At 43.5% G+C, this 22,338-nt stretch carries 22 protein-coding genes; 10 read left to right on the forward strand and 12 right to left on the reverse strand.

The window, feature by feature from the left end; all coding sequences use genetic code 11:
* Window positions 1-47 precede the first annotated feature (47 nt).
* Together Q3W13_RS01960 and Q3W13_RS01965 are read left to right on the forward strand one after the other, a co-directional pair.
* Window positions 48-716 carry a DUF4159 domain-containing protein gene (locus tag Q3W13_RS01960; RefSeq protein WP_302861027.1) on the forward strand — a complete coding sequence of 223 codons (669 nt, stop codon included), beginning with the start codon at window positions 48-50 and terminating at the stop codon, window positions 714-716.
* Window positions 717-756: 40 nt separating this feature from the next.
* The gene (locus Q3W13_RS01965; protein ID WP_302860915.1) at window positions 757-1,254 is read left to right on the forward strand and encodes an acetyl-CoA carboxylase biotin carboxyl carrier protein subunit; all 498 of its coding nucleotides are present in this window, start codon (window positions 757-759) and stop codon (window positions 1,252-1,254) included.
* Between the two features lie 163 nt (window positions 1,255-1,417).
* Here the strand turns inward: Q3W13_RS01965 and Q3W13_RS01970 are convergent, their stop codons facing one another.
* The gene (locus Q3W13_RS01970) at window positions 1,418-3,112 is read right to left on the reverse strand and encodes an SUMF1/EgtB/PvdO family nonheme iron enzyme (RefSeq protein ID WP_302860917.1); all 1,695 of its coding nucleotides are present in this window, start codon (window positions 3,110-3,112) and stop codon (window positions 1,418-1,420) included.
* Between the two features lie 230 nt (window positions 3,113-3,342).
* On the opposite strand from Q3W13_RS01970, the gene porV reads away from it, so the two are divergent.
* Both porV and ispF read left to right on the forward strand, forming a co-directional pair.
* The gene (gene porV / locus Q3W13_RS01975) at window positions 3,343-4,524 is read left to right on the forward strand and encodes a type IX secretion system outer membrane channel protein PorV (RefSeq protein ID WP_302860919.1); all 1,182 of its coding nucleotides are present in this window, start codon (window positions 3,343-3,345) and stop codon (window positions 4,522-4,524) included.
* On the forward strand, window positions 4,524-5,018 hold the full coding sequence (gene ispF, locus Q3W13_RS01980; protein ID WP_302860920.1) for a 2-C-methyl-D-erythritol 2,4-cyclodiphosphate synthase: 495 nt from the start codon (window positions 4,524-4,526) through the stop codon (window positions 5,016-5,018). Before porV ends, ispF begins: the two co-directional genes overlap by 1 nt.
* 55 nt (window positions 5,019-5,073) lie before the next feature.
* On the opposite strand, the gene Q3W13_RS01985 is transcribed toward ispF, so the two are convergent.
* From Q3W13_RS01985 to Q3W13_RS02020, 8 genes are all read right to left on the reverse strand, one after another.
* Complete coding sequence (locus Q3W13_RS01985) at window positions 5,074-8,454, reverse strand: glycosyltransferase (RefSeq protein WP_302860921.1); 3,381 nt, start codon at window positions 8,452-8,454, stop codon at window positions 5,074-5,076.
* A gap of 59 nt (window positions 8,455-8,513) precedes the next feature.
* Window positions 8,514-8,675 (reverse strand): FeoB-associated Cys-rich membrane protein, encoded by a 162-nt coding sequence (locus Q3W13_RS01990; protein WP_302860923.1) that lies wholly within the window; start codon window positions 8,673-8,675, stop codon window positions 8,514-8,516.
* A 107-nt stretch (window positions 8,676-8,782) separates the two neighbouring features.
* Window positions 8,783-10,015: a hypothetical protein gene (locus tag Q3W13_RS01995; protein WP_302860925.1), complete on the reverse strand. Its 1,233-nt coding sequence runs from the start codon at window positions 10,013-10,015 to the stop codon at window positions 8,783-8,785.
* A gap of 190 nt (window positions 10,016-10,205) precedes the next feature.
* A complete protein-coding gene (locus tag Q3W13_RS02000; protein WP_302860927.1) occupies window positions 10,206-11,042 on the reverse strand; it encodes a type 1 glutamine amidotransferase in 837 nt (278 codons plus the stop codon).
* A 7-nt stretch (window positions 11,043-11,049) separates the two neighbouring features.
* Window positions 11,050-12,147, reverse strand: a complete 1,098-nt coding sequence (locus tag Q3W13_RS02005; protein ID WP_302860929.1) for a carboxylate-amine ligase — start codon at window positions 12,145-12,147, stop codon at window positions 11,050-11,052.
* A 23-nt stretch (window positions 12,148-12,170) separates the two neighbouring features.
* Window positions 12,171-12,584, reverse strand: a complete 414-nt coding sequence (locus tag Q3W13_RS02010; protein ID WP_302860931.1) for a DUF2314 domain-containing protein — start codon at window positions 12,582-12,584, stop codon at window positions 12,171-12,173.
* Between the two features lie 53 nt (window positions 12,585-12,637).
* Window positions 12,638-13,723: a RimK family alpha-L-glutamate ligase gene (locus Q3W13_RS02015; RefSeq protein WP_302860932.1), complete on the reverse strand. Its 1,086-nt coding sequence runs from the start codon at window positions 13,721-13,723 to the stop codon at window positions 12,638-12,640.
* A 100-nt stretch (window positions 13,724-13,823) separates the two neighbouring features.
* Window positions 13,824-14,531: an esterase family protein gene (locus Q3W13_RS02020; protein ID WP_302860933.1), complete on the reverse strand. Its 708-nt coding sequence runs from the start codon at window positions 14,529-14,531 to the stop codon at window positions 13,824-13,826.
* 175 nt (window positions 14,532-14,706) lie between these two features.
* On the opposite strand from Q3W13_RS02020, the gene Q3W13_RS02025 reads away from it, so the two are divergent.
* The 3 genes from Q3W13_RS02025 to Q3W13_RS02035 all read left to right on the forward strand — a co-directional run bounded on the left by Q3W13_RS02025 (window position 14,707) and on the right by Q3W13_RS02035 (window position 16,971).
* On the forward strand, window positions 14,707-15,522 hold the full coding sequence (locus Q3W13_RS02025; protein ID WP_302860934.1) for an esterase family protein: 816 nt from the start codon (window positions 14,707-14,709) through the stop codon (window positions 15,520-15,522).
* Between the two features lie 28 nt (window positions 15,523-15,550).
* Window positions 15,551-16,111 (forward strand): NUDIX hydrolase, encoded by a 561-nt coding sequence (locus Q3W13_RS02030; RefSeq protein WP_302860935.1) that lies wholly within the window; start codon window positions 15,551-15,553, stop codon window positions 16,109-16,111.
* 110 nt (window positions 16,112-16,221) lie between these two features.
* Window positions 16,222-16,971, forward strand: a complete 750-nt coding sequence (locus Q3W13_RS02035; RefSeq protein WP_302860937.1) for a 1-acyl-sn-glycerol-3-phosphate acyltransferase — start codon at window positions 16,222-16,224, stop codon at window positions 16,969-16,971.
* Between the two features lie 44 nt (window positions 16,972-17,015).
* Here the strand turns inward: Q3W13_RS02035 and Q3W13_RS02040 are convergent, their stop codons facing one another.
* Both Q3W13_RS02040 and Q3W13_RS02045 read right to left on the reverse strand, forming a co-directional pair.
* Window positions 17,016-17,756 carry a LytTR family DNA-binding domain-containing protein gene (locus Q3W13_RS02040; RefSeq protein ID WP_302860938.1) on the reverse strand — a complete coding sequence of 247 codons (741 nt, stop codon included), beginning with the start codon at window positions 17,754-17,756 and terminating at the stop codon, window positions 17,016-17,018.
* 1 nt (window position 17,757) lies between these two features.
* Window positions 17,758-18,774: a sensor histidine kinase gene (locus Q3W13_RS02045; RefSeq protein WP_302860939.1), complete on the reverse strand. Its 1,017-nt coding sequence runs from the start codon at window positions 18,772-18,774 to the stop codon at window positions 17,758-17,760.
* A gap of 200 nt (window positions 18,775-18,974) precedes the next feature.
* On the opposite strand from Q3W13_RS02045, the gene Q3W13_RS02050 reads away from it, so the two are divergent.
* From Q3W13_RS02050 to Q3W13_RS02060, 3 genes are read left to right on the forward strand one after another with little or no spacing between them, the layout of a single operon-like run.
* Complete coding sequence (locus tag Q3W13_RS02050; RefSeq protein ID WP_302860942.1) at window positions 18,975-19,181, forward strand: hypothetical protein; 207 nt, start codon at window positions 18,975-18,977, stop codon at window positions 19,179-19,181.
* Window positions 19,175-20,074, forward strand: a complete 900-nt coding sequence (locus tag Q3W13_RS02055) for an ABC transporter ATP-binding protein (protein ID WP_302860944.1) — start codon at window positions 19,175-19,177, stop codon at window positions 20,072-20,074. The genes Q3W13_RS02050 and Q3W13_RS02055 overlap by 7 nt, the downstream gene beginning before the upstream one ends.
* Window positions 20,075-20,080: 6 nt before the next feature.
* Window positions 20,081-20,896, forward strand: a complete 816-nt coding sequence (locus tag Q3W13_RS02060; protein WP_302860945.1) for an ABC transporter permease — start codon at window positions 20,081-20,083, stop codon at window positions 20,894-20,896.
* A 75-nt stretch (window positions 20,897-20,971) separates the two neighbouring features.
* On the opposite strand, the gene Q3W13_RS02065 is transcribed toward Q3W13_RS02060, so the two are convergent.
* Entirely contained in the window at window positions 20,972-22,324 is a 1,353-nt protein-coding gene (locus tag Q3W13_RS02065; protein ID WP_302860947.1) for a M28 family peptidase, read from the reverse strand.
* Window positions 22,325-22,338: the final 14 nt, after the last annotated feature.

Consider the following 22,338-nt stretch of genomic DNA (forward strand, 5'->3'; position numbering starts at 1 on the left):
AACAACCACCAATATGCGGGAAGAGGGAAAAGCTTATCCGCAGGGTAATGAGTTTTAAACCTGTTGCTATATTTGTCTTTGCCTTAATTCTTATTATAATTAACACCAGTTTTACTGCCCCGACCTATAAAATGGCCAAACTTAAATATAGTGGCGGGGGAGATTGGTATGGCGACCGTACAGCCCTGCCTAACCTGATAAAGTTTTGCAACGACAACCTTAGGACCAATTTTCAGCAGGAAGATGAGGTGGTTGAAGTTGGCAGCGCCGAGATATTTAATTATCCGTTTATTTTCATGACGGGACACGGCAATGTTATATTCTCTGATCAGGATGTACGCAACCTCCGAAAGTATCTTACCGGCGGAGGTTTTCTGCATATCGACGATAATTACGGCCTTGACCAGTTTATCCGTCGCGAGATGAAAAAAGTGTTTCCGGAACTTGATTTTGTAGAATTACCTTTAAATCATCCTATTTATCATCAAAAATTTCAATTTCCAAACGGCCTGCCCAAAATTCATGAGCATGATGGTAAGCGCCCGCAGGGCTTTGGCCTGATTTATAAAGGCCGCCTGGTATGTTTTTACACTTATGAATGCGATCTGGGCAACGGATGGGAGGACTACGGTACTTATGCTAATGACACCCAGGAAAACCGTATAAAAGCGCTTAAAATGGGCGCCAATATAATTCAGTATGTTTTAACACAATAGACTCTACCGGTCTGTATTTGCACCTCATATCTTAACTAAAATGTATAAATTAACGATAAATAACCAATTCAATTACGAAACAGAAAGAAACGGGGACCAGCTTTTAATAAATGGCGAGGCAGCCGCTGCCGACATATCGCTATTAAATGCGACCATGTATCACGTAATTAATGATCTTCAATCATACAATGTTGAGGTAGTTAGTTTTAACCCGTCAGATAAAACAGCTGAAATTAAGGTTAATAATAACATCTATAACATCACTGCAAAGGACCAGTTTGATATTTTGCTGGATAAACTTGGCCTGAGTAACTTAAATTCCACTAAAATCAGCGAGATCAAGGCCCCCATGCCCGGTTTGGTGTTAAAGGTTTTTGTTACCGAAGGTACGGAGGTTAAAAAGGGTGATAACCTGTTTGTTTTAGAAGCAATGAAGATGGAAAATATTATTAAGGCTCCTACCGATGTTACTGTTAAAACAATCAAAATAAAACCTGGAGACAAGGTTGAAAAGAACCAGGTTCTCATGATGTTCTGAAAATTTTTGAACCTGGATCTTCGAAATCAGCGAGTTTTTGACTGTAGATCCTAAGTTACGGCATTCCCCAAACCCTGTAAGTTTCTGCTCAAATGATCCCATAAATAAAAATGCGCCTCATCCGGGCGCATTTTTATTGTCATATATATCTTCGGAACATCTGTTAGCGGGTTGCCTTATATGGCTTAGCCTTTTTAATGCTGTAGTGGGGTTTGCCTTCAGGGTGAATTTCCGGAGCGCCAACCAGCGTCATTGCACAACGGAAACCAACCTCTGCGCTTGCATCGTCCTGGTCCATAAACCTGCGTGTTGCAGGGTTGAGCCAAAAAGCCATGTCGTTCCATGAACCGCCCTTGTAAACTTTCGAATGGTCGTTAACAAGGGTAGTTTTGCCGTATAACGCTGTGTTAACGGTATCATTATAACCCCTGTAGTCGGCATTGTATGGTTTGCCTGCTAAATCAGCTCTTAGGCCACCCGGAGGGGTTGCAGATGTATTTCCATTTGCAGGAGTTGCGCCGTTTGCAGGCGCGGCTTGCGCAGCATTAGCATCAGTACCACTGGCCTGTGCCTGCTGCAGGGCTATTAGCTCACTGTACTTCATCTTTCTGTTCGACTTTGACGGATCTTTTATCGGCCTGCCATATTTATCTTTTGCATACAGACCTTTGGTAGGGTCAGCCAATCTTTTGTTAGTAAACTCATTACCACGGAAGGGATTGAAATCATCAAATTCTTCAAACGAGGTTTGGCGGTAGGTATCCTGAACCCACTCATTTACGTTACCTGCCATGTTATATAAGCCAAAGTCGTTTGGCGGATACGCCCTTACCGGCGCGGTAATGTCGGCCTTATCGTTCAAATAGCCGCCTACACCGGCATTGTCGCCCATGCCACGCTTAAAGTTAGCCAGTATAAGGCCGCGTGTTGCTTTTTTAGAGGAGCGAACACCAAGACCATTCCACGGATAAACTTTGCCGTCGTCAATATTTTCAAATTGTGTATTGCCTATCAGCCCAAGCGCTGCATATTCCCATTCGGCCTCTGAAGGCAGGCGATATCCTTGCTTCAGGATGCCATCTTCCATACGTACTGGTCTAACCAATTTACCGGCTTTGCCGGTTGCACCGGCTGCCGGCTTTGCATTCGGGCTTAAATCTGGGAGCATCTTTTTCCCGTCAATACCAGGGCCACGCATCTGGTTATTCAGATAAATATCAGTATTGAATGGTTCTTTGCTTGCTGCCGCAGCGGTGGCATTCTTGCCTTTTCCATTACCATTCAGATCTTTCCAGGCAACTAAATTACCGCGTTCACGAAGGATATTTTCGTTTGTACGGTCGGTTCTCCATTGACAGTAATCCTGAACTTGTGTCCAGCTTACACCTACTACAGGATAATCCTGAAATGCCGGGTGCCTTAAGTAGTTATCAACATAAGGCTCGTTATATGAAAGCGGCCTGCGCCATACAAGCGTATCGGGTATAGCATTATAGTACAGTTCACGGTCTTGAGGGAACGTGATATTTATCCAATGCAGATAGTCAAGCCAATCCTGGTTGGATACCTCTGTTTCGTCCATATAAAAGGATGGGATGGTTACCCGGCGCTTGGTGTTGTTATATTCATAAGTTACATCCTGGTCGGCGCTGCCACCTACCACGAAAGTACCGCCTTCAATGGGGATAAGACCGGGGCCGGGAGAGGGGTGCGTCTGCCTGAAACGTTCATACCCGCCGTTGTTTTTGTCGTTATAAGTCAACCCGGTTTTACTGGATTGCTGACGTTTACTGCAGCTGCTTAACACAAATCCTGCTCCCAACAATACTATGGCAGTCTTAGTAAAAAATACTCTCATGTTCTTACAGTTAATTTAAGAGGTAAATTTAATACATTTTGCCTAAAATGCTAATTTTTTAACTTTTACCCCGAAAAGAATTTAAACTTTACCTGGCTTTTTACGGGCAAACTACGCTATAAGTTGCATCCTTTTAACTTTTTCGGTGGAAAACTTATTGATACAATTGTACGTAATAGGCCCTAATTAGCATATATTTATTACTTTAAAAGCAAGAGTAAATTTCACAGATGAAGTTTTTATATAGCAAAGCCATTGTCTTGTCGATTTTCATTTTATTGCCCTCGCTGGTAATGTCGCAAACAAGCTCTAATGGCTCAAATTACTCGACAGCTATACCTACAGCAGTACCTTTTTTGAATATCACACCCGATTCCCGCTCCGGGGCCATGGGTGATGCTGGTGTTGCTATAACTCCTGATGTGAATGCCACTTATTGGAACCCGTCAAAACTGGCCTACCTGGAGAGTAATGACAATGTATCGTTATCTTATAGCCCGTGGCTGCGTCAACTGGTTCCTGATATCAGTTTATCGTACTTAAGTTATGCACATAAGCTTGATGAGCGTAACACGATCGGAGCTTCACTGCGATATTTCAACTACGGAAGCATCCAGCTTACAGACGAAGGACAGAATAACCAGGGTACTTATACACCCAACGAATTTTCTTTAAATACATCATTTGCGCGCAAGTTTGGCGAAAGTTTTTCGCTTGGGTTAACAGTCGGTTTTATACATTCCAGCCTGTCAAATGCAGCTTTCGCAACAGGTTCCGGCCAGCAGGCTAAAGCGGGCAACGCATTGGCCGCCGGCGTATCAATGTATTACAATAAGCCCACCCAGGAGTTTGGCAGCGACGCCATTTTTGCTTTTGGCGCGAACATCTCTAACATCGGCTCAAAGATCAGTTACAGCGATGGCGGGCCTAAATATTTCCTCCCTGCAAATCTTAAGATCGGAGTAGCTAATACCATTAACCTCGATGATTATAATCAAATTACCTTAACCGTCGATTTAAACAAACTTTTGGTGCCCACGCCACCAATCAGGGATCAGAATGGTAATATCATCAAGGGCAAAGACGATAACGTTTCCGTACCGGCGGGCATTTTTGGCTCATTTTCGGATGCACCAGGCGGTTTTCACGAAGAATTGCAGGAAATATCTATATCTCCAGGTGCAGAATATTGGTATAACCAGCTGTTTGCAATCAGGGCGGGCTACTTTTACCAGAATGCTAATAAAGGCGGGGCGCATTACCTCACAGCCGGCATCGGGTTGAAATATGACGCATTCCGTTTCGATTTTTCATACCTCGCAGCCAGCCAGCAGAATAGTCCGCTCGCCAATACTTTAAGGTTTACTTTATCTGCCAGCTTTGGTGGCGATACAAATTCTAAAAAAAGATAATGGCTAAAATTAAGGTCGGGTTTGGGTTTGATGTCCATCAGCTAAAGAACGGACACCCTTTTGTTTTGGGCGGAGTAAATTTGGAGCATCACTCGGGTGCTTATGGTCATTCAGACGCCGATGTGTTATTGCATGCTATTTGTGATGCGCTGCTTGGTGCAGCTAACCTGCGCGATATTGGCTATCATTTTTCAAATAAGGATGAGCGGTGGAAGGGTATCAGTAGTCTGGTACTGTTACAGCATGTAATGGAATTGCTGCGCGAAAAAAACTGGGACATAAATAATATCGATGCAATGGTATGCCTCGAAGCGCCGAAAATCAACCCGCATATTCCTGCAATGCAGGCTAATATTGCGCAGGCTGCAGGGATCGACGCAGAGGATATCTCGATTAAAGCTACTACCAATGAGCAACTTGGCTTTATCGGTCGCGAGGAAGGAATAGTAGCTTATGCCGTCTGTTTGATAGAAAAGAAGTCCGGACATAAATAGACCCGGGACTTACATAACCTACCGGGCAAACGCATCGTTAAGAATAAAGCGGCACCTATTCATTCGTAACAGGCACGTCTTTCCGGATGGTCACGTTTCCTGTTCTTTTTAACGCGCCCCAGCCGCTTAATTCGCCTTTTAACGCCTTGCGGATGGATTTAAAAAGTACATAGTACATCAGCTGGCGCCATATAAAGCGTTGCGGGATAATGTAAACCAGTTTTTTATAATCCTCTTTTTGCATCCAGAAGGCAATGATTGATACAATAAAGTCAATCACCACAAAGGCAACATAGAACAATAATATTTTTCCGGGCTTATCACTAAATAAACCAAATATCATTATCAAATCGGCGAGTGGCGAAAATAAGGGAAGAATGATTTGAAACAACAGTATATTAGGCATTCCCAGCATACCGAAGAACTTATACTTTTTATTAAAAAGCGCATCTTTGTTTTTCCAGAAACTTTGGATCACGCCAAAGCTCCAGCGAAAGCGCTGTTTCAGCAAGCCATTAAGGGTTTCAGGCGCCTCGGTAAAAGCAATCGCTTCTGCGCAATTTTTTACGATATAGCCCTGTTTCAATATGCGCATTGTCAGGTCGCAATCTTCGGCAAGCGTGTCATAAGTAAAGCCGCCGGCCTTATAGATAGCTGCCTTGCGAAATGCGCCGATCGCGCCGGGAACTACAGTTATGCTATTTACTAAATCAAATGCCCTGCGATCCATATTCTGAGCAGTTATGTATTCGATAGACTGCCAGCGTGTGATAATATTAATCTCGTTACCTACTTTAACCGTCCCTGCAACAGCGCCGATTTCTGCATCAGAAAAATAGGTCATCAAATGGTAAATAGCGTCATCCTTCAACTGGGTGTCGGCATCTATACAAACTACAAAATCGTACTGTGCGTGGCTTATGCCAAAATTTAAGGCTGAGGCTTTACCGCCGTTTGGCTTGGTTAACACCTTTACCAGCGGGTGATTACCGTAAGCAGTGTTAACCAGTTCATATGTTTTATCCCTGGAACCATCATCAACAAAAATTATCTCGAAAACGTTATATTCGGTTTTAAGCAGGCTTTGAATAGTTTTTATTGCTGTAACTTCCTCATTATAGCCAGGTACAATAATGCTTACCGCGGGTAACGTCGCCGGGTCAATGGTGGTGCGGTTAACCTTTTTGTCTTCCCTGTATTGTCTTATTGCTAAAATACCAATCAACACCACACGCCCTACCGCCAGGAAAATAGCCGAAAGAAAAAGATATAACAAGAACCAGTTTCCGTAGAAATAGAACTGTATCCAGATGTTGTAAAGCGTACCTAAAACACCTGAGTTGGCATCATCTTTTATTGGCGGCATTAGGTCATCTTTGGTTTTGCCCAATACATCAGCTATGGTGGTAAACTTGTAGCCGTGGCTTTTAAAGAAATGAATAATTTCCGGCAGCGCTTTTACAGTTTCTTCACGGGTATCGCCGCCGGCGTCGTGTAATAACAGCATTGAGCCGGCGTCTTTTTGTCTTATGGTACGGGCGATGATACTGTCCGCTGTTACGCCCGGTTGCCAATCCCACGGGTCTATTGACTCACCGATATTGATATAACTTTGTTTGCGGCTTTCCGCTACGGGGATTACCTCGGCAAGAGTTTGTGGCTCTGCGTCGGCGTTAAATGGCGGCCTGAACAAAATGGTGCTACGTCCGGTTACCGACTCAATCAGTTTGCGGGTTGCGTTCAACTCAAGGTTTACACGCTGAATGCTGACTGTTGATATATCCGGGTGAAAGTAGGTATGGTTACCAATTTCATAACCTTCTTCAAATTCACGTCTGAGGATCGATACATTTTTTTCGGCCATGGAGCCTACCACAAAAAATGCGGCCGGCACTTTTTCCTTTTTTAAAATATCAAGGATGCGCGGCGTATAGTCAGGATCGGGTCCGTCGTCAAAGGTCAGTACGATTTTGCCTGGCGCATAACCATACTTCCTGATTACATATTTGGTAGGCAGCTTTTTATATGCCTGGTTGGTAATAATAAAATTATTGGTGTCGAGATGAACGTCTATATGCCCTGTATCAGGTGTGGTAATTAAGTCAAGCACCTCGCCGTCGCCATCATAGTTAATTTTATTATTCAAGCCTACCGAGGTAAGTCTTTTAACATCTATGCCGGTTTTTCGCAGCGAATCGATAGAAAGGTTTTTTGGAAAAAACGTCCACAGCCGCGGGTCTTCCGCACCCATACGCCATAATGCAACACCGCCGGTAGCCCAATCGTCAGCCATCCGGATGACATTAAAATTGGTGGCTGCATCGGTAAAGTATACTGTATGCTGAAGGCTGTCATCATCAAAATAACTGTAATGAAGATTAGCCGACAATGGGTCGAACGTTATTTTGCTCTTTTTTTCCTGTGCAATACCTATAGCCTGCTGATAGCCTATCGAATGGCCGACACTGCTTTCAGGCCAGTCTATCGCGCCGCCTGCAACCGTTAGTATTACTTTTTCACTTGGTATCCGCGTACAAACGTCGTCCAGTATGCGTTCAACCCAGTGTTGGTTCGAAAGGTCGCCGGCATTACTGCTTTCGTTATGCTGGTCAATCGCCATCACGAACAAAAAGTCGTTGATCTTTGCCAAACGCTCGAGGTTAAATTGCTCATCCTCGGCTATTACGTTTTGAGTGACCAGGAAACCGGCTGCATGAAGCACCCTGTACAGCTCATTTTCAAATTCAATATAGTTTTTACTGTTACGGTCTTTTATTTCATCAAAATCAAGGTTTATGCCCTGGAATTTATATCTGGCGAGCTGGCTTGCCAGGTTATTAATAAACTCAGCCCTAAGCTTTTTATCCTTGATAATCCGTTCAATGTCCCTGCTATCGTAGCCGCCACTGGTATTGGTTTCATTAACATAATTCGACAAAGTGAGCAAAACTGACGTTTTCCGGTGCTTTTTACTAAGGTTAATCAAGCCGGTATCAACATTCGCAACCATCGTATCATGCTTCGGCGTTATAAAGAGGCCTTCGCTGACAACCATGTCTAACTTGGTATAATTTTCTGCTAATGAGGCATAGGCTTGTGCTTCCCAGGGGCGGTAAAAGGCAGCGTTTATGCGGTCCTTATTGTTAGGGCGCTTCAACTGGTGTAAATGGCGGGCCTTCGCAAGTTTTTCGATTTCTTTTATATCTATTTTGAAATCCTTAAACTTCTTCGACCTTTTTAGCTGCTCCAGTTCTTCTTTACTCAGCTTTTTAGGCGTCGGGTTTAAATTCGGGAGTGTGGGATAATGCTTGGAGGTTACAGTAATAGCCGCAGCCACTACGCTTGCCAGCAGCAGGATAATAATCGCGCGGCTAAGCCACTTAAAACGGATCCATCTACTCGGGGTATCAGTTTGAAAAACCTGTTTATCGGCCATTAAAATCTATCAAATAAATAATTTATACCTGCTAAAGGTATATAAATTGATTTCCGCCGTTATTTGGATAGTTTGTCCGGATTGATGGCAGAAAAATCGACACCGCATTTACAGTTAGTACCACAGCTTTTTTTTACAAACAGATTTTTATACATCAGCCTGCCTACATAAAAAACCGCTGCTACAAAAAGTATTGCTATTATAATCAACTGGATATTCACGTCACAAATTTAATACAATTTATATATAACGTAGACAAGCGAAATATGATTTGGTTTAAGATAGCTTCATAAATGAGATTTGTATGATGAGGCAGATGTTGTCGCCCTCATATTTGTCTCATACCGGATATACTGGTTTCAAATTCCCCCTCACTCATAAACGCAATCGTACCGCCTACCCAGTCGAAATCTTTATTGTAGCGTACGCCTATCATTTTTCCGCGGCTTAAGCGCGCGAGGTTGATGGCCAAGGTAGGTTTTTCATCGCCATCCGGCCAAAGGTATAGCAGTCGTATTTCAGCCTTTACACCGCCATCGGGCGCCTCTACTACTGGCTCGTAATTTACTTTTTCCTGCAGGATCCAGTTTTCCGGGTCTTTAATGTTTTTAATATCATCTTCTGTAACGTCGATGATTACACCCTGACCGGCAAAAGAAAATAATGGCTTAAGTACGTAATTGTCTAAATCGGCAGGTATTTCTTTAAGTTGATGAACGAACTGTGTTATAGGTACATACTCGCCTTGCAGGTACGGCATTGTAAATTTACTGATGCGGTAAAACCAGTTAGGATGGGTTATCCATTCCACATTTAGCGGCTGCCTTACATCAACCACCTTATCGAATATGCGGGCATCGGTTTCGATCTCATCAAATATCAGGCGGTTGTAAATGCGTTTGATACGCTGTTTTTTGCCATTATGTTGATAATAGAGATCGTCGCCATCTTGCTGCAGGTCGCTTAACTCAATAACGGGTGTGCCTATCAGTTTAAGTGTTTGAAAAAAATCGACATAGGTTTTTTGATGAAAGGCGTCGACATCCATTACCACGACTTCTTCGGGGTTGCAATCGCCAACTATAGTTTTTCGCAGCAGTTCGATATAGTCATTCCTGTCAAGGCCATTGAAGTAAACGGTTTGGTTGCCAGGTATATCAAAGTTTGCACTAAATTCATCACTCATCTTTACCTGGAAGCCAAAAAGGGAAGGAAAGCCCTGCAACTCTATTAGTTTTGGCACTATATTGCCGGCTTCATCTTTACAAACGCCAAAATCAAGAGCGATAAAATGCGGATGGGCGTTTTCATTTGCTACACGCCATTTTTCAGGAATGGCACGTTCGGTTAGGTCTTTAAAGCCGGGTTGTAAAATGGTGGTGATAATATCTTCGCCGGCGGTAATCAATCTATCACGAAAATCGTCCGTTAAGAACACCGGTGTTTCCGCAACGCGAAAGGGGATAGGACTGCTTAAACCTTCGCTCAATGCATTTAAAAAGCTTTGATACTTTTCGCCGGTGAAGCTTGCATTATATGTTTTACGGATGGATGGGTTCATTTCATGTTATAATTTACGTACGGGCCGAATTTGATTGCGGCCTCCGCAGAGATGCTTGGCGTTTCAATGCAGATCACAAACTATTCAGCCATCTATAGTTGTGGCGACCTGCCCGCCGGAGACCGGAGTACCGAGTCTCTACACCTCCGGTTTGAAATCTTTTTTATCCCTCACATCCTCTAATCCGAGTTCAGGCCTCCTGCAAACTCCAAATTGCCTGGTCCAAAAAGTTGGGGATCATGGTATTTTGAGTGTACGTAATTTTATCCGGGTCATCCAGCCGTGTCAGCATTTCGTTGTATTTTTCAATGCCGTGCTCAGATACTACCTCTTTCTTTTTCTCTTCTTTGAGCAGTAGGGATTTTACGCCTTTTGAGTCCGCTTCAGGATGAAACTGCGTCGAGAAAAAATAATCGCTAAAACGGATAGCCATCATTGCACGCGGCAAATCTACGTGCGGTCTTTCCTTCTCGATAGCCAGCAATTGCATGCCAAGTTCTTCGAAACGTTTTTCATCAGGGTTAATCACTTGCCAAAGTCTCGAATCAACCGTATAAAAAGGATCGGCCATGTTTTCAAACACCGGGTCGTGCTTACCGGCCTTGGTTTGGTGAACCGGCAAAACGCCGAATGAGGGCGACTTACGCATATTCACATGTCCCAACGCGTATTTACGACACATCAGCTGGAAAGAATGGCAAACAAAAAAGCCATATTTCTTTTGCGATGTGTTTGAGAAGTTATGATCTTCCAGCTTATCGATCAACTGGAAATATTTTTTCTCCCACTCGCTGCCTTCACTCTCCAGCGGGTCGCCGGGACCGCCGCTGGAAATATAAATGTCAAATTCTTTGCCCGGAACCTCAACTTTTTTGCGTACATCAAAAACCTGGTAGCTAAGGTTAAGGCCGTTTTTTACTTTGTATCTGTCTAATATCTCGCGGAAACCACGCATGCCCTCGTTCGCAATCCCATTATAAAAATCAAGTATGGCGACTTTGATTTCCGGCTTATCTGAATTTGTCATTTTAGAATTATACTCCCTTTAATGTTTGCGACGTAATGTAGTCGACAACATCGGCAAAGTTATTATTTTGCTGGTAAACTGCTAACTGCCTGTCGGCGCCTGTGCCATGTTCCAGTATTTTATGCACGTAGTTTAAATCATCGCGGCAGCCCAAATCGTCAACCACATCGTCAACAAAATCAAGCAACTCCAGTATCAGCGAACGTGTGTTTACTTCCATCTCTTTACCGAAATCAATCATTTTCCCATCAATGCCGTACCGGGCTGCGCGCCACTTGTTTTCGTTAATCAGCGCGCGGTTATAGCTGATAAACGACATATTTTGCTGCCTCAGCTTATACAATTTAGCACACAGGGCCTGAAACAGTGCCACAAAGGTCATCGTTTCATCAATCAGCATCGGGCAATCACAAATGCGGAATTCAATGGTTTCGAAAAAAGGATGCACTCGTATATCCCACCAGATTTTTTTGGCATTGTCGATACAATTGGTTTTTACCAGCAGTTTGATATAGTTGTCATATTCTTCGATGCTGCTAAAAAAATCAGGTATACCAGTGCGCGGAAACTTGTCAAATACCTTTGTACGGAACGATTTGAACCCTGTATTGCGGCCTTCCCAAAATGGAGAATTCGTCGACAGGGCATAAACGTGCGGCAAAAAATAACGCACCTGGTTGGCGATGTGTATTGCCATTTCGCGGGACTGGATGCCCACATGTACGTGTAAACCGAAAATGAGGTTAGAGCGGGCGGCTTCCTGCATTTCATCCACTATCTCAAAATACCGCGGATGATCAGTGATCAACTGATGCTGCCAGTGGGAAAAAGGGTGAGTGCCTGCGGCGCCGATACGGAGGCCAATGTCGCCGGCCAACTGTGCTACCGTACCGCGCAGTTTAGTTACCTCTTTGCGGGCCTCGGCGGTGTTATGGCAAATATGTGTGCCTACCTCAACCACTGCCTGGTGCATTTCGGCTTTTACCTGGTCTTCATGTATTTTTTGGGCGGCATCGACAATTTTTTGTTCATGAGATCTTAATTCCCTGCTCACAGGGTCAACCACCATGAATTCTTCTTCTACACCTAAGGTGAATTCGTTCATAATTTAGGTTGTATTATTCGTTTTTATTGTTGTTCAGATTTTTCACGAATATATTTACTTGAAAAGCCGCCAACTTTAGTGCACGTAAGAAAATCTTCTAAAATCCAATCCTCGACGTCATCAGGTTTCACAACCACGTCATCGCCATACTTAAGCTGTTTAACAGTATTAGGCTTATTAGCCAATTTACCGTGAAAACTTCCGTTTTTAAAGTCAAAAATCTGTACCCACATATGCTCAGAATGCCCGTTTTCTATGAAGTTAGCTTTTACAGCATATCTGAAAAGGTCTTCCTGTGCTCCGTTTTCTTCTATAAAGCCAATCAGGTAAGGTAACTCTTCCTGCGCTTTTTCTTTCATTTCTGATAAAAAGCCGTCTCCGGACGGAACAGATGCGACAACCGAAGGTGCAGGTTTCTTCTTTAAAAAATTAAACATAGTAATTGCGCGAAGTTATGGACGGATATCAAAATCATTTGTTAAAGCTATCCTTACTTTTTGGTTGTTCTTTTTGGTTTTGCCGGACCGGTGATGATGGTACCCTCATCAGTAATCGGGTGGTCTACCCGGCCGGTAGCTGCTTCTTTTTTATCAGCTTTCTTTTCAACTTTTTTTTCTGACGATAACAGTTGTTCCCTGGCTGCACTCGTTTTTACATACTCTCCCCAGGTAAGGTTGTCCATATCATCTTTTTGTTTTTTAGCACGCTCAATAGCGTAATCAGCGGCAGTTTCAACAACCCACTCAAAGTTATCCTGGCCAACGCTGGTTACCTCCGCATCAGGAGCAGGGTTGCAAAAGTCTATTGCGTAGGGTACGCCATTGCGCACAGCAAACTCGACGGTGTTAAAGTCGTAGCCGAGATACTTATTAAGTTTAATTACATAATTCTTAACTGTGTCGAGTAACTTTTTAGCTGCCGGAGCTTTACCATGTTCATAACGCAAATGATGGGGGTTGCGCGGCTCGTACTGCATAATGCGCACGTGTTTGCCGCCAATGCAATAGCAGCGAAAATAGTCTTCAAAAATAATCTCTTCCTGCAGCATCATTACATATTGTTTAGTGCGCCCATACTTATCCCACATCTCATCCAGGTTATTAATCTGGTAAACTTCTTTCCATCCCCCACCGTCAAAAGGTTTCATATAGGCGGGGAAACCCACATAATTAAATATTGCTTCCCAGTCGAGCGGGTAAGCCAGGTTGCGGAATGATTGGTCGGTCGTATCATCCGGTAATTCCTTTGACGGCAGAATGACGGTTTTTGGCACCGGGACACCAATTTTTACCGCCAACGCATTGTTAAAGAACTTTTCATCTGCGCTCCACCAGAAAGGATTATTGATCACCGCGGTACCGCAAATGGCCGCATTTTTCAGCGTTGCGCGGTAAAAAGGCACATCCTGCGATATACGGTCGATAATCACTGCATAATCCAGCGGCTCGGCCTGCATAACCTTGTCGATGCGGACAAACTCCGCGCTTATATTTTTTTCGGCCTTTTGATTTACGCGTTCAACAAAAGCCTCCGGAAATGATTTTTCCTGTCCGAATAAGATGCCTATTTTTTTCATGGGTGGTGGTATTAGTTTACAGTTGCCGGTTTGCAGTGGGCAGCCCGGTTGCGGTTTCGATATATGTTATGTGTCAATTCAATAATCTCAAATCTCGTACCTACCTGATTGTCGACAGGTAATGCGGAAACATCTCCTTCCAAACCGGCCAATCATGACTGGCAAACGGGCGTACGTCCAACCAATGACTAATATGTTTTTGGTTCAAAATGTTTGATAGTCTGTTATTATCGTCGCGACAAATGTCATGCTCCGCCGTGCCTAAAATAATATTCATATGCCACAAGCCGGATTGGTTGCTGCCGGGCAAATAATCTACAGGGTTGTTATAAAACACATCGTCACTGTAAACGCCATCCATAAATTGCTTAATATCGAAAGCGCCGCTCATGCTGAACAGGTTACCCACCTTTTCCGGGTGTTTCAAGGCAAAATTGGCTGCATGGTATCCGCCAAAGCTGCAGCCCGCAGTCGCTATCCTGCTTGCCCCGGTTTCTTGCATAGCCCACGGAGCCAGTTCATCGTTCAGCATTTTATCATACCAGTTGTAACGGCTGGCACGTTCAAGCGGATGGATGCTCTTGTTGTACCAGGTAAGCCAGTCGAAACTGTCAGGGCAATAAATTTTTACCAGCCCTTCGTCAATAAACCACCGGGCGCTCTCTATAAGTCCTTCATCTTTGTTCTGAAAATATCTTCCCTGTGATGTTGGAAACAATATGATGGGGTAACCCCGGTCGCCAAAAACCAGCATTTCTACATCTGTCCCCAGGTTTTGGGAATACCAGCGGTGATATTTTTCAACCAAAATGTTTGCGTTTTTTGTGAATGTAAGGTAGAAAATTTAATTCAAAAATTTAATGATTAGCCGATCGGAAAATTTTAGAAAACGATTAATTATCAAATCAATATCATCAAATTTTCAAATTGCCGCATCTTCAAATTCAATTCTGTATTTTTGCCGCCTTATTAATTGAATAGAGATGTACGCGAGCTGGCAGGAGATGGAGATTGCTATCACTGAAACAAATATTACCCTTAAATCAGATGTGCTGAAGCGCGATGTAGTATGCACATTATTAATGCCGGATGATAACGATATAACCGAGCCCCTTAATTTATTATTACTGAACGATGGTCAGGAGCTCGAAGCCATACATTTAAAGGATACTCTGGCTGAGCTCAACAACTATGGCCGTATCAGACCCGTGGTGGTTGTGGCGGTACATGCCGGGGAAGAACGCCTGCAGGAATATGGCACCGCCGGCAAGCCTGATTTTAAAAAGCGCGGCGCAAAAGCTGGCCTTTACACCGGGTTTATAAAACAAGAATTGCTGCCAGGTATCACTAAACTAACCGGGATAGAAAAATTTAACTCAACGGTTTACGCAGGTTTTTCTTTAGGGGGATTGTCTGCTTTAGATATTGCCTGGAATAACCCCGGGTTGTTTAATAAAGTGGGCGTTTTCTCCGGCTCGTTTTGGTGGAGGAGCAAAGACCTGGCAAAAGGTTACACCGACGGCGACCGCATTATGCACGACATCGTAAAAAACACGCCAGTAAAACCCGATATCAAAATCTGGCTGCAGACCGGTACCAAAGACGAAACCAGCGACCGCAACAAAAACGGTATCATCGACTCTATAGATGATACCATAGACCTGATAAAGGAATTAGAAGGTAAAGGCTTTACCCGTCCGGAAGATATTCAATACATGGAGATGGTAGGCGGCGGCCATAATACAGAAACGTGGGCTAAAGCTATGCCAAAGTTTTTAGCGTGGGCGTTTGGGAGGTAAGTTGCCGCCATATTCATATATTTGAAGGATGCATCACCCCGAAGAAAACCCCTGGCAAATCACTTCAGAAAAAACTGTTTACGATAACCCCTGGCTAAACCTGACCGAATACCAGGTGATTAACCCTTCGGGCAATCCGGGTATTTATGGCAAAGTGCACTTTAAAAACCTGGCCATCGGTATTTTGCCGCTGGATGATGAAATGAATACCTACCTGGTAGGGCAATTCAGATTTCCGCTTGACCAATATAGTTGGGAATTACCTGAAGGTGGCGGGCTACCGGATGTCGATCCGTTGGAGTCGGCTAAGCGCGAACTGCTCGAAGAAACCGGGTTAAAGGCGGATAGCTGGAGCGAGATACAGCGGCTGCACCTTTCCAATTCAGTTAGCGACGAATCGAGCATCGTTTACCTTGCCCGCGGATTAAAGCAATTTGAATCTGAACCGGAAGATACTGAGCAACTTATTATAAAGAAATTACCATTCGACGACGTCTGTCAAATGGTTTACGACGGTAACATAACCGATGCAATAACCGTTGCCGCAGTCCTTAAGGTTCGGTTAATGATTCTGGAAGGGAAGCTATAAGGAGTTGCTTAAGTTGGATTTGATTAATTGCTGCCTCTTTCGCTCTTCGGGGTTCTTCCATTTTTAGGGCTTAAAAGCATTCAACTAAAATATTACCTTTGCGCTACAATATGAGAAAGATACTGGGCATTCTACTATCTCCAATTCATTATATCTTTTTTGGGCTTGTACTGGTCATCTTTCAGCCAATACAGTGGTTTTGCTTTAACGTTTTTGGTTATGCAGCGCATAAGAAATCGGTAGATGTACTGAATTTCTTCCTGGTAAGCACTTACTACTTACTGGGTAATACGGTTTCGTTTACCGACAAACAGAAAATACCTGTCGGCCGGCCTGTAATTTTTGTGGCTAATCATCAAAGCTTATACGATATACCGGTGATGATTTATTTTCTGCGCCGTTATCATGCCAAGTTCGTTTCAAAAATTGAACTGGCCAAGGGAATCCCGTCTATATCATATAACCTGCGCCATGGCGGTGCTGCCAACATCGACCGTAAAGACCCGCGACAGTCCATGGCTGAATTGGGTCGTTTAGGAACAGATATGAAAACCAAAGGGTGGTCGGCTATGATATTTCCGGAAGGCACCCGTTCGGCAGATGGTGTAGTCCGCAAATTCCAGGGGGCGGGTGTGGCTATGCTGCTAAAAAAATGTCCCGACGCACTGGTAGTTCCGGTAGCTATTAATAATTCATGGAAGATGGTACGTTTCGGGAAATTTCCACTAAACACTTTTATTTCTATGAGTTGGACGGTACTGCCACCCGTTGAAACGGATGGTAAAAAGGCAGATGAGATAGTATTGGAAGCAGAGAACGAAATAAAGAAAGCATTAGGGCAGAGCCCACAGACCCCCTGAAGGGGAAACGGTGGCGACTATGTACTCCCCTATTGGCTGAGGGCTCAAATATTCTTCCCGTCAATAATCTTAAAGAAATCTTCCCGGTAAGTATCGCCTACGGGTATCACTTTATCGCCGATAAAAATACGGCTGCGCTCAATACTGTCTATTTTGTTGATAGATACAATGTACGACTTATGCACGCGGATAAAGTTCTTTTCCGGCAGGGCGTCTTCCATTTTCTTCATATTTTGGAGGGTAATGATTCGCTCGGCCGGAGTGAAGATGGAAATATAGTCCTTTAAGCCTTCGATAAAAAGGATGTCGTTTAAATATACCTTTTGAATCTTATGCTCGGTTTTTACAAAGATAAAATCGCTTAAAAAGTCATTTTGCGGTTGCTGAAACTGCTGCTGTACCGGCTCGGGCTGAACTGGCACCGCTGTCGGCTGCAAAACGCTTTGTGCTTTTTGTACTGATTTGAAAAATCTGTCGAAGGCGATAGGCTTAAGTAAATAATCTATAACATCAAGCTCATAACCCTCCAGGGCGTACTGTGGATAAGCAGTTGTTAATATAACCTTTGCCTTGCCGTTGGCTATGCGCAAAAACTGTATGCCGGTAAGTTCCGGCATCTGCACGTCCAGAAACACCAGGTCTATCTGTTTTTCCTGCACCAGGGTGAGTGCTTCAATAGGGTTTGTTGTGGCCTTAACCAATTGCAAAAATGGAATCTTTGATATATAATCTTCCAGTATATGCAATGCCAAAGGCTCGTCGTCAACAATAAGGCATCTGATCATGTTATAAAACTAATGATAATTCAACAGTATAGGTGTCCGCCTCATCGCGGATGTCCAGGTTATACTTGTTCGGATAAAGCAAATTTAGTCTCCGTTTTACATTATTCAAACCAATTCCGCCGGATGCGTCGCGATTATTAGTGTGTTTTTTATTCTGCATGTAAAAATGGAGGTGCTCATCGTCAACGTCAATCAGCAAGCGGATGGGGGTAAGCGGATTGTTTGCAACGCCATGTTTAAAGGCATTTTCAATAAAGGCGATAAGCAATAAAGGCGCTATCTGTTGCGCTACAACCTTGCCTTCTACCTTATAATCGATGTAAGCTTTGTCGCTAAAACGTATTTTTTGCAACTCGATATAATTTTGCAGGTATTGCAGTTCTTTTGACAGATCAACTTTGTTGTCGTTACATTCGTACAGCATGTAACGCATGATCTCTGAGAGCTTAAGTATGGCATCAGGCGTTGTTGCGGATCGCTGATAAGCCAGCGAATAGATACTGTTTAAAGAATTGAATAAAAAGTGGGGGTTTATCTGCGACTTTAAAAATGCCAGCTCTGCGCTAAGCCGCTGGTTTTCAAGATCGCGTTGTATCCGTTCGTTCAAAAACCAATCCACGGTAAATTTCAATACAGTGCTCAAAAACAGGAAAATAATGCTGATAAAAACAGTATGAAAAAAATAAGAGCCGAAAGTGGTTACGGTGCCCTTCGCCCCTGTAAGCAGCACCTTTTTGAACATTAAGGCAACGCCATATTTTATAAAGCCGAAGGCAATAATGGTAAAGACGATAGCCAGGGCGTAGGCGCCGTACTTCTTCTTATCCATAAATTGCGGTATAAGCAGCAAATAATTAAGATAAAACAAGCTCAGGTTTACTGCTGCGTAGGGCACAAAAATGATGAATAGTTCTTTTGATGTTAACTTGGAATCTGTTTTACTGATAAATATGATAAACGAGATTAGCGCTAACCAGATAACGATGTGCCAGATTACTTGCCAGCGAGTTTTTTTCATTACACCTAAGATACTATTTAAAGCGCTTTAAAGCATTTATATTATATATAGCACACCGTTTTATCGATGAACGGCCCTAAAAATCCGACGAACTGGTTGCTTTCTCTATTCCGCCGTTTATCTATAAATCCCGTGTGTTGGTCTAAATGTTTTTAGCAGGTAATTTTTTTCTTAAACCTTTGTATCATAAAATAATCACAATGAAAACGCTCATCAAAAATTCGAATCCTTTTATATTATTATTGGTTCCGGTTTTATTTGCCTTGATAATGGGGGTAAGTTACCAGTTTCAGCAAAAAAGGGAAATTATTGTTGGCACCCCTAAGGTTCAGGCTACTTCGCTTTTTATTAAAAGCGTTAACCTGGTAAAAACTGTATGCGCTGTAGCCAAAGAAAAAGTATGGTAATCAGCACACAGAACCTGACATTTACATTTGGCAGCCAAACGGTTGTTAAATCATTATCGTTACAAGTACCGGAAGGAAGTATTTACGGTTTCCTTGGCCCAAACGGCGCCGGAAAAACCACCACCATAAAATTGCTGCTCAACCTGCTTAAAACGCAGGAGGGCAGCATTCATATATTTGATAAGGAGCTGCAAAGCAACCGTATCGAAATTCTGTCGCAAATAGGCTCGCTGATAGAGCAGCCTGCCATTTATCTTCACTTAAGCGGCAAAGAAAACCTGATGAACCGGGCATTATTACTTGGCGTGCCTGAAAAGCGGGTTGATGATATGCTCGACCTGGTACATTTATCTCAGGCAGCAAATAAAAAGGCAGGCCAATATTCGCTGGGTATGAAACAGCGCCTCGGTATTGCGCTGGCTTTATTAAGCGACCCGAAACTGTTGATACTCGATGAGCCAACTAATGGCCTCGACCCCAATGGGATCATCGAAATTCGCGAACTGCTTGTAAAACTGACCAGCGTGCATAACAAAACCGTTTTTATCTCAAGCCACCTGCTGGCAGAAATTCAAAAAATGGCCACACATGTTGGTATTATCAATTTTGGGGAGCTGATGTTCCAGGGAAGTATTGCAGAACTGGAAGCATTAAGTAAACCGTCTGTTCAAATTGAAACCGATAAAACAGTTGACGCTGCTAATTTCCTGAAGAGAAATAACATCGAAGTTTCCGAAGTTAATGACCATTACCTGTTTGTTCCGTTTACATCAAAGGAAAACATGGGCGCTATAAATGCCCTGCTTAACCAAAACGACTATACTGTTTACAGCATTAACAAGCAACAACAGGACCTGGAAAAATTATTTTTAGCCATCACACAAAATGCCTGAGGCACTATGAAAGGATTTATACTATCGTTCCGGTCTGAATTTTATAAAACCCGCAAAACCATGGGTTTCTGGAGCAGTGTTTTACTGCCCCTTCTGCTTTGCCTGTTGCTATTTGTCGGTTTCTTTATTAAAAGCGATAAATTGATCAATACGCCGGGTATGATGTTATGGCTGCAGTTCGCCGGCGCTATACTGGGTATAATGGGACTGCTGTTACTGCCGATGCTCATCATCTTTATTGCCTATTCGGTAAATAACGTTGAGCATAAGGCCGATACATGGAAAACACTTTTTAGCTTGCCGTTATCCAAGCTTTCGGTTTATGCAGCAAAATATTTTTATGCGCTATTCCTGGTGTTCTTATGTCTTGCCCTATTTGTGCTTTTTACACTTGGCTTTGGAAACTTGCTGAGTATTGTAAAGCCGGGCCTGAAATTTAACGAATATAGTGTTGCCGGCCTTTTGACGCAGCTTTACCTTAAGTTTTTCCTTGCTGCGCTGGGTATACTTTCCATTCAATTTTTATTGAGCCTTTTATTCAGCGACTTTTTAAAGCCGATGGGCATCGGGTTTGTTTGCACCATAACCGGCAGCATCCTGGCCTCAAATAATTGGGAATACGCTTACCTTTTCCCATACTCACACCCCATGATGGCAATGAAGGCACTATCTCAAACCCATCCGAAAGACAACGGGGTATCCGGCAAAATGCCGGAGATAACCATTAACATGTTTACCCACGAAACCTGGGTGAGTTTGGCAGTAGCAATAGCAGTGTTTATAGCAGGTTATTATATCGTATTAAAGCGCAGCGTAAAATAATCCTGGCGGCAGTACAATAAATACCATAGCGTAAGTATCTCTTAATTCAAGATAAAGCTGCGTTTTACTACACAATTACCTCACTGGCTTAGGGTATACCGGCAAGCTTTCGTGACCTTTATCATCCACCGATTGCACCGCAAAAAAGTAATTATCCTTTGAGTAATCCAGTGTGATCCCTGTTCCTTCTACGTAAAACTTCTTCTCCCAGTACGGGCTGATGGTTTCGCGCATCAGCACATAATAGGCTGCTGGTTTTTTACCTGCTTTTGGTGCTTCCCACTTTAGAGTAGTTTTATTGGTTAAGCCGCTGGTTATTACGCCCACATTTTCCGGCTCAGCTGGAGCGAGGGCCAGGTTGGCCAGTACCGACAGGTTCATTCGCGCTACCTTTTGTACGTAATTGAAGTCGACAAAATCAGGCAGGTCGCCATAGTCTACGCCTTTTTCGGTGCGGATGTCCTGGTGCTGACGGGTAAAGTCTTCATTCATTTCAGTAATCCGGACGGCGGTGAAGCCTTGTTGCTGAAATGAAGTATGGTCGCCGCCACGCAGAAAACGGTCTCGGCGGTAAATTAGCCTTACATCCAGGTTATCTACATAACGCTCCGCGGTTTCTTTAATGTAACGCGCCAGCTCGCGCGATGGACTATCATTCTCGCCCCCGCGCGATATAAGCGCGGATATTTCACGTTCGTTTCTGGCTGCTGTAGTCGGAACACCTTCGCTAAACACACGTACGCTTTTGTTGTCTTTAATGTCATTGTCCATGCCATGGGTGTTACCAACGATATCATTATTCAGCATGGCGTCTACATTCCATTTTTCAGCCTTTGCACGTTTGGCTACATTCGCAGAGCCATATATTCCCTGTTCCTCGCCAACAACGCACATAAATATGATGGTTGACGGGAATGACCATTTAGACATTACCCTTGCCAATTCCATTGATACTGCAGAACCTGAAGCGTCGTCATTGGCGCCCGGTTCTACCGAATTGGTGTTCATCGCATCGCTAACCCGTGAGTCATAATGGCCGGAAACAATGTAAACCCGGGTGTCATTCGGGTCAGTTCCTTTTAGAATAGCCAGCACGTTTTTAAGTTTTACGGGCTTATCTATACGGTCGCTTTTAGGTTGGGTGAATGTGTCGAATTCCACGGTCATCCGGCCCGTCGATTCCTTTGCATATTTTTCCATTTCTGCCTTTATCCAGTTGCGCGCTGCGCCGCTGCCTTCTGTTTTGCTGGTCGTGTCGCTTAAGGTGTGCCGGCTTTTAAAGCTCACCAGTTTGCGGATATTGGCCTCGATGTTTTTTGAGGATACCTCATCAACCATTTGTTTAATGGAGTTATCCTGTTTGATGATGGTTTGGGCGGATGTTCGCAGAATAACAAATGCGGGGATAATAAGTAATAGTTTTTTCATAGATTATTTATCGT

The organism is Mucilaginibacter sp. L3T2-6, from assembly GCF_030519355.1.
GTDB lineage: Bacteria > Bacteroidota > Bacteroidia > Sphingobacteriales > Sphingobacteriaceae > Mucilaginibacter.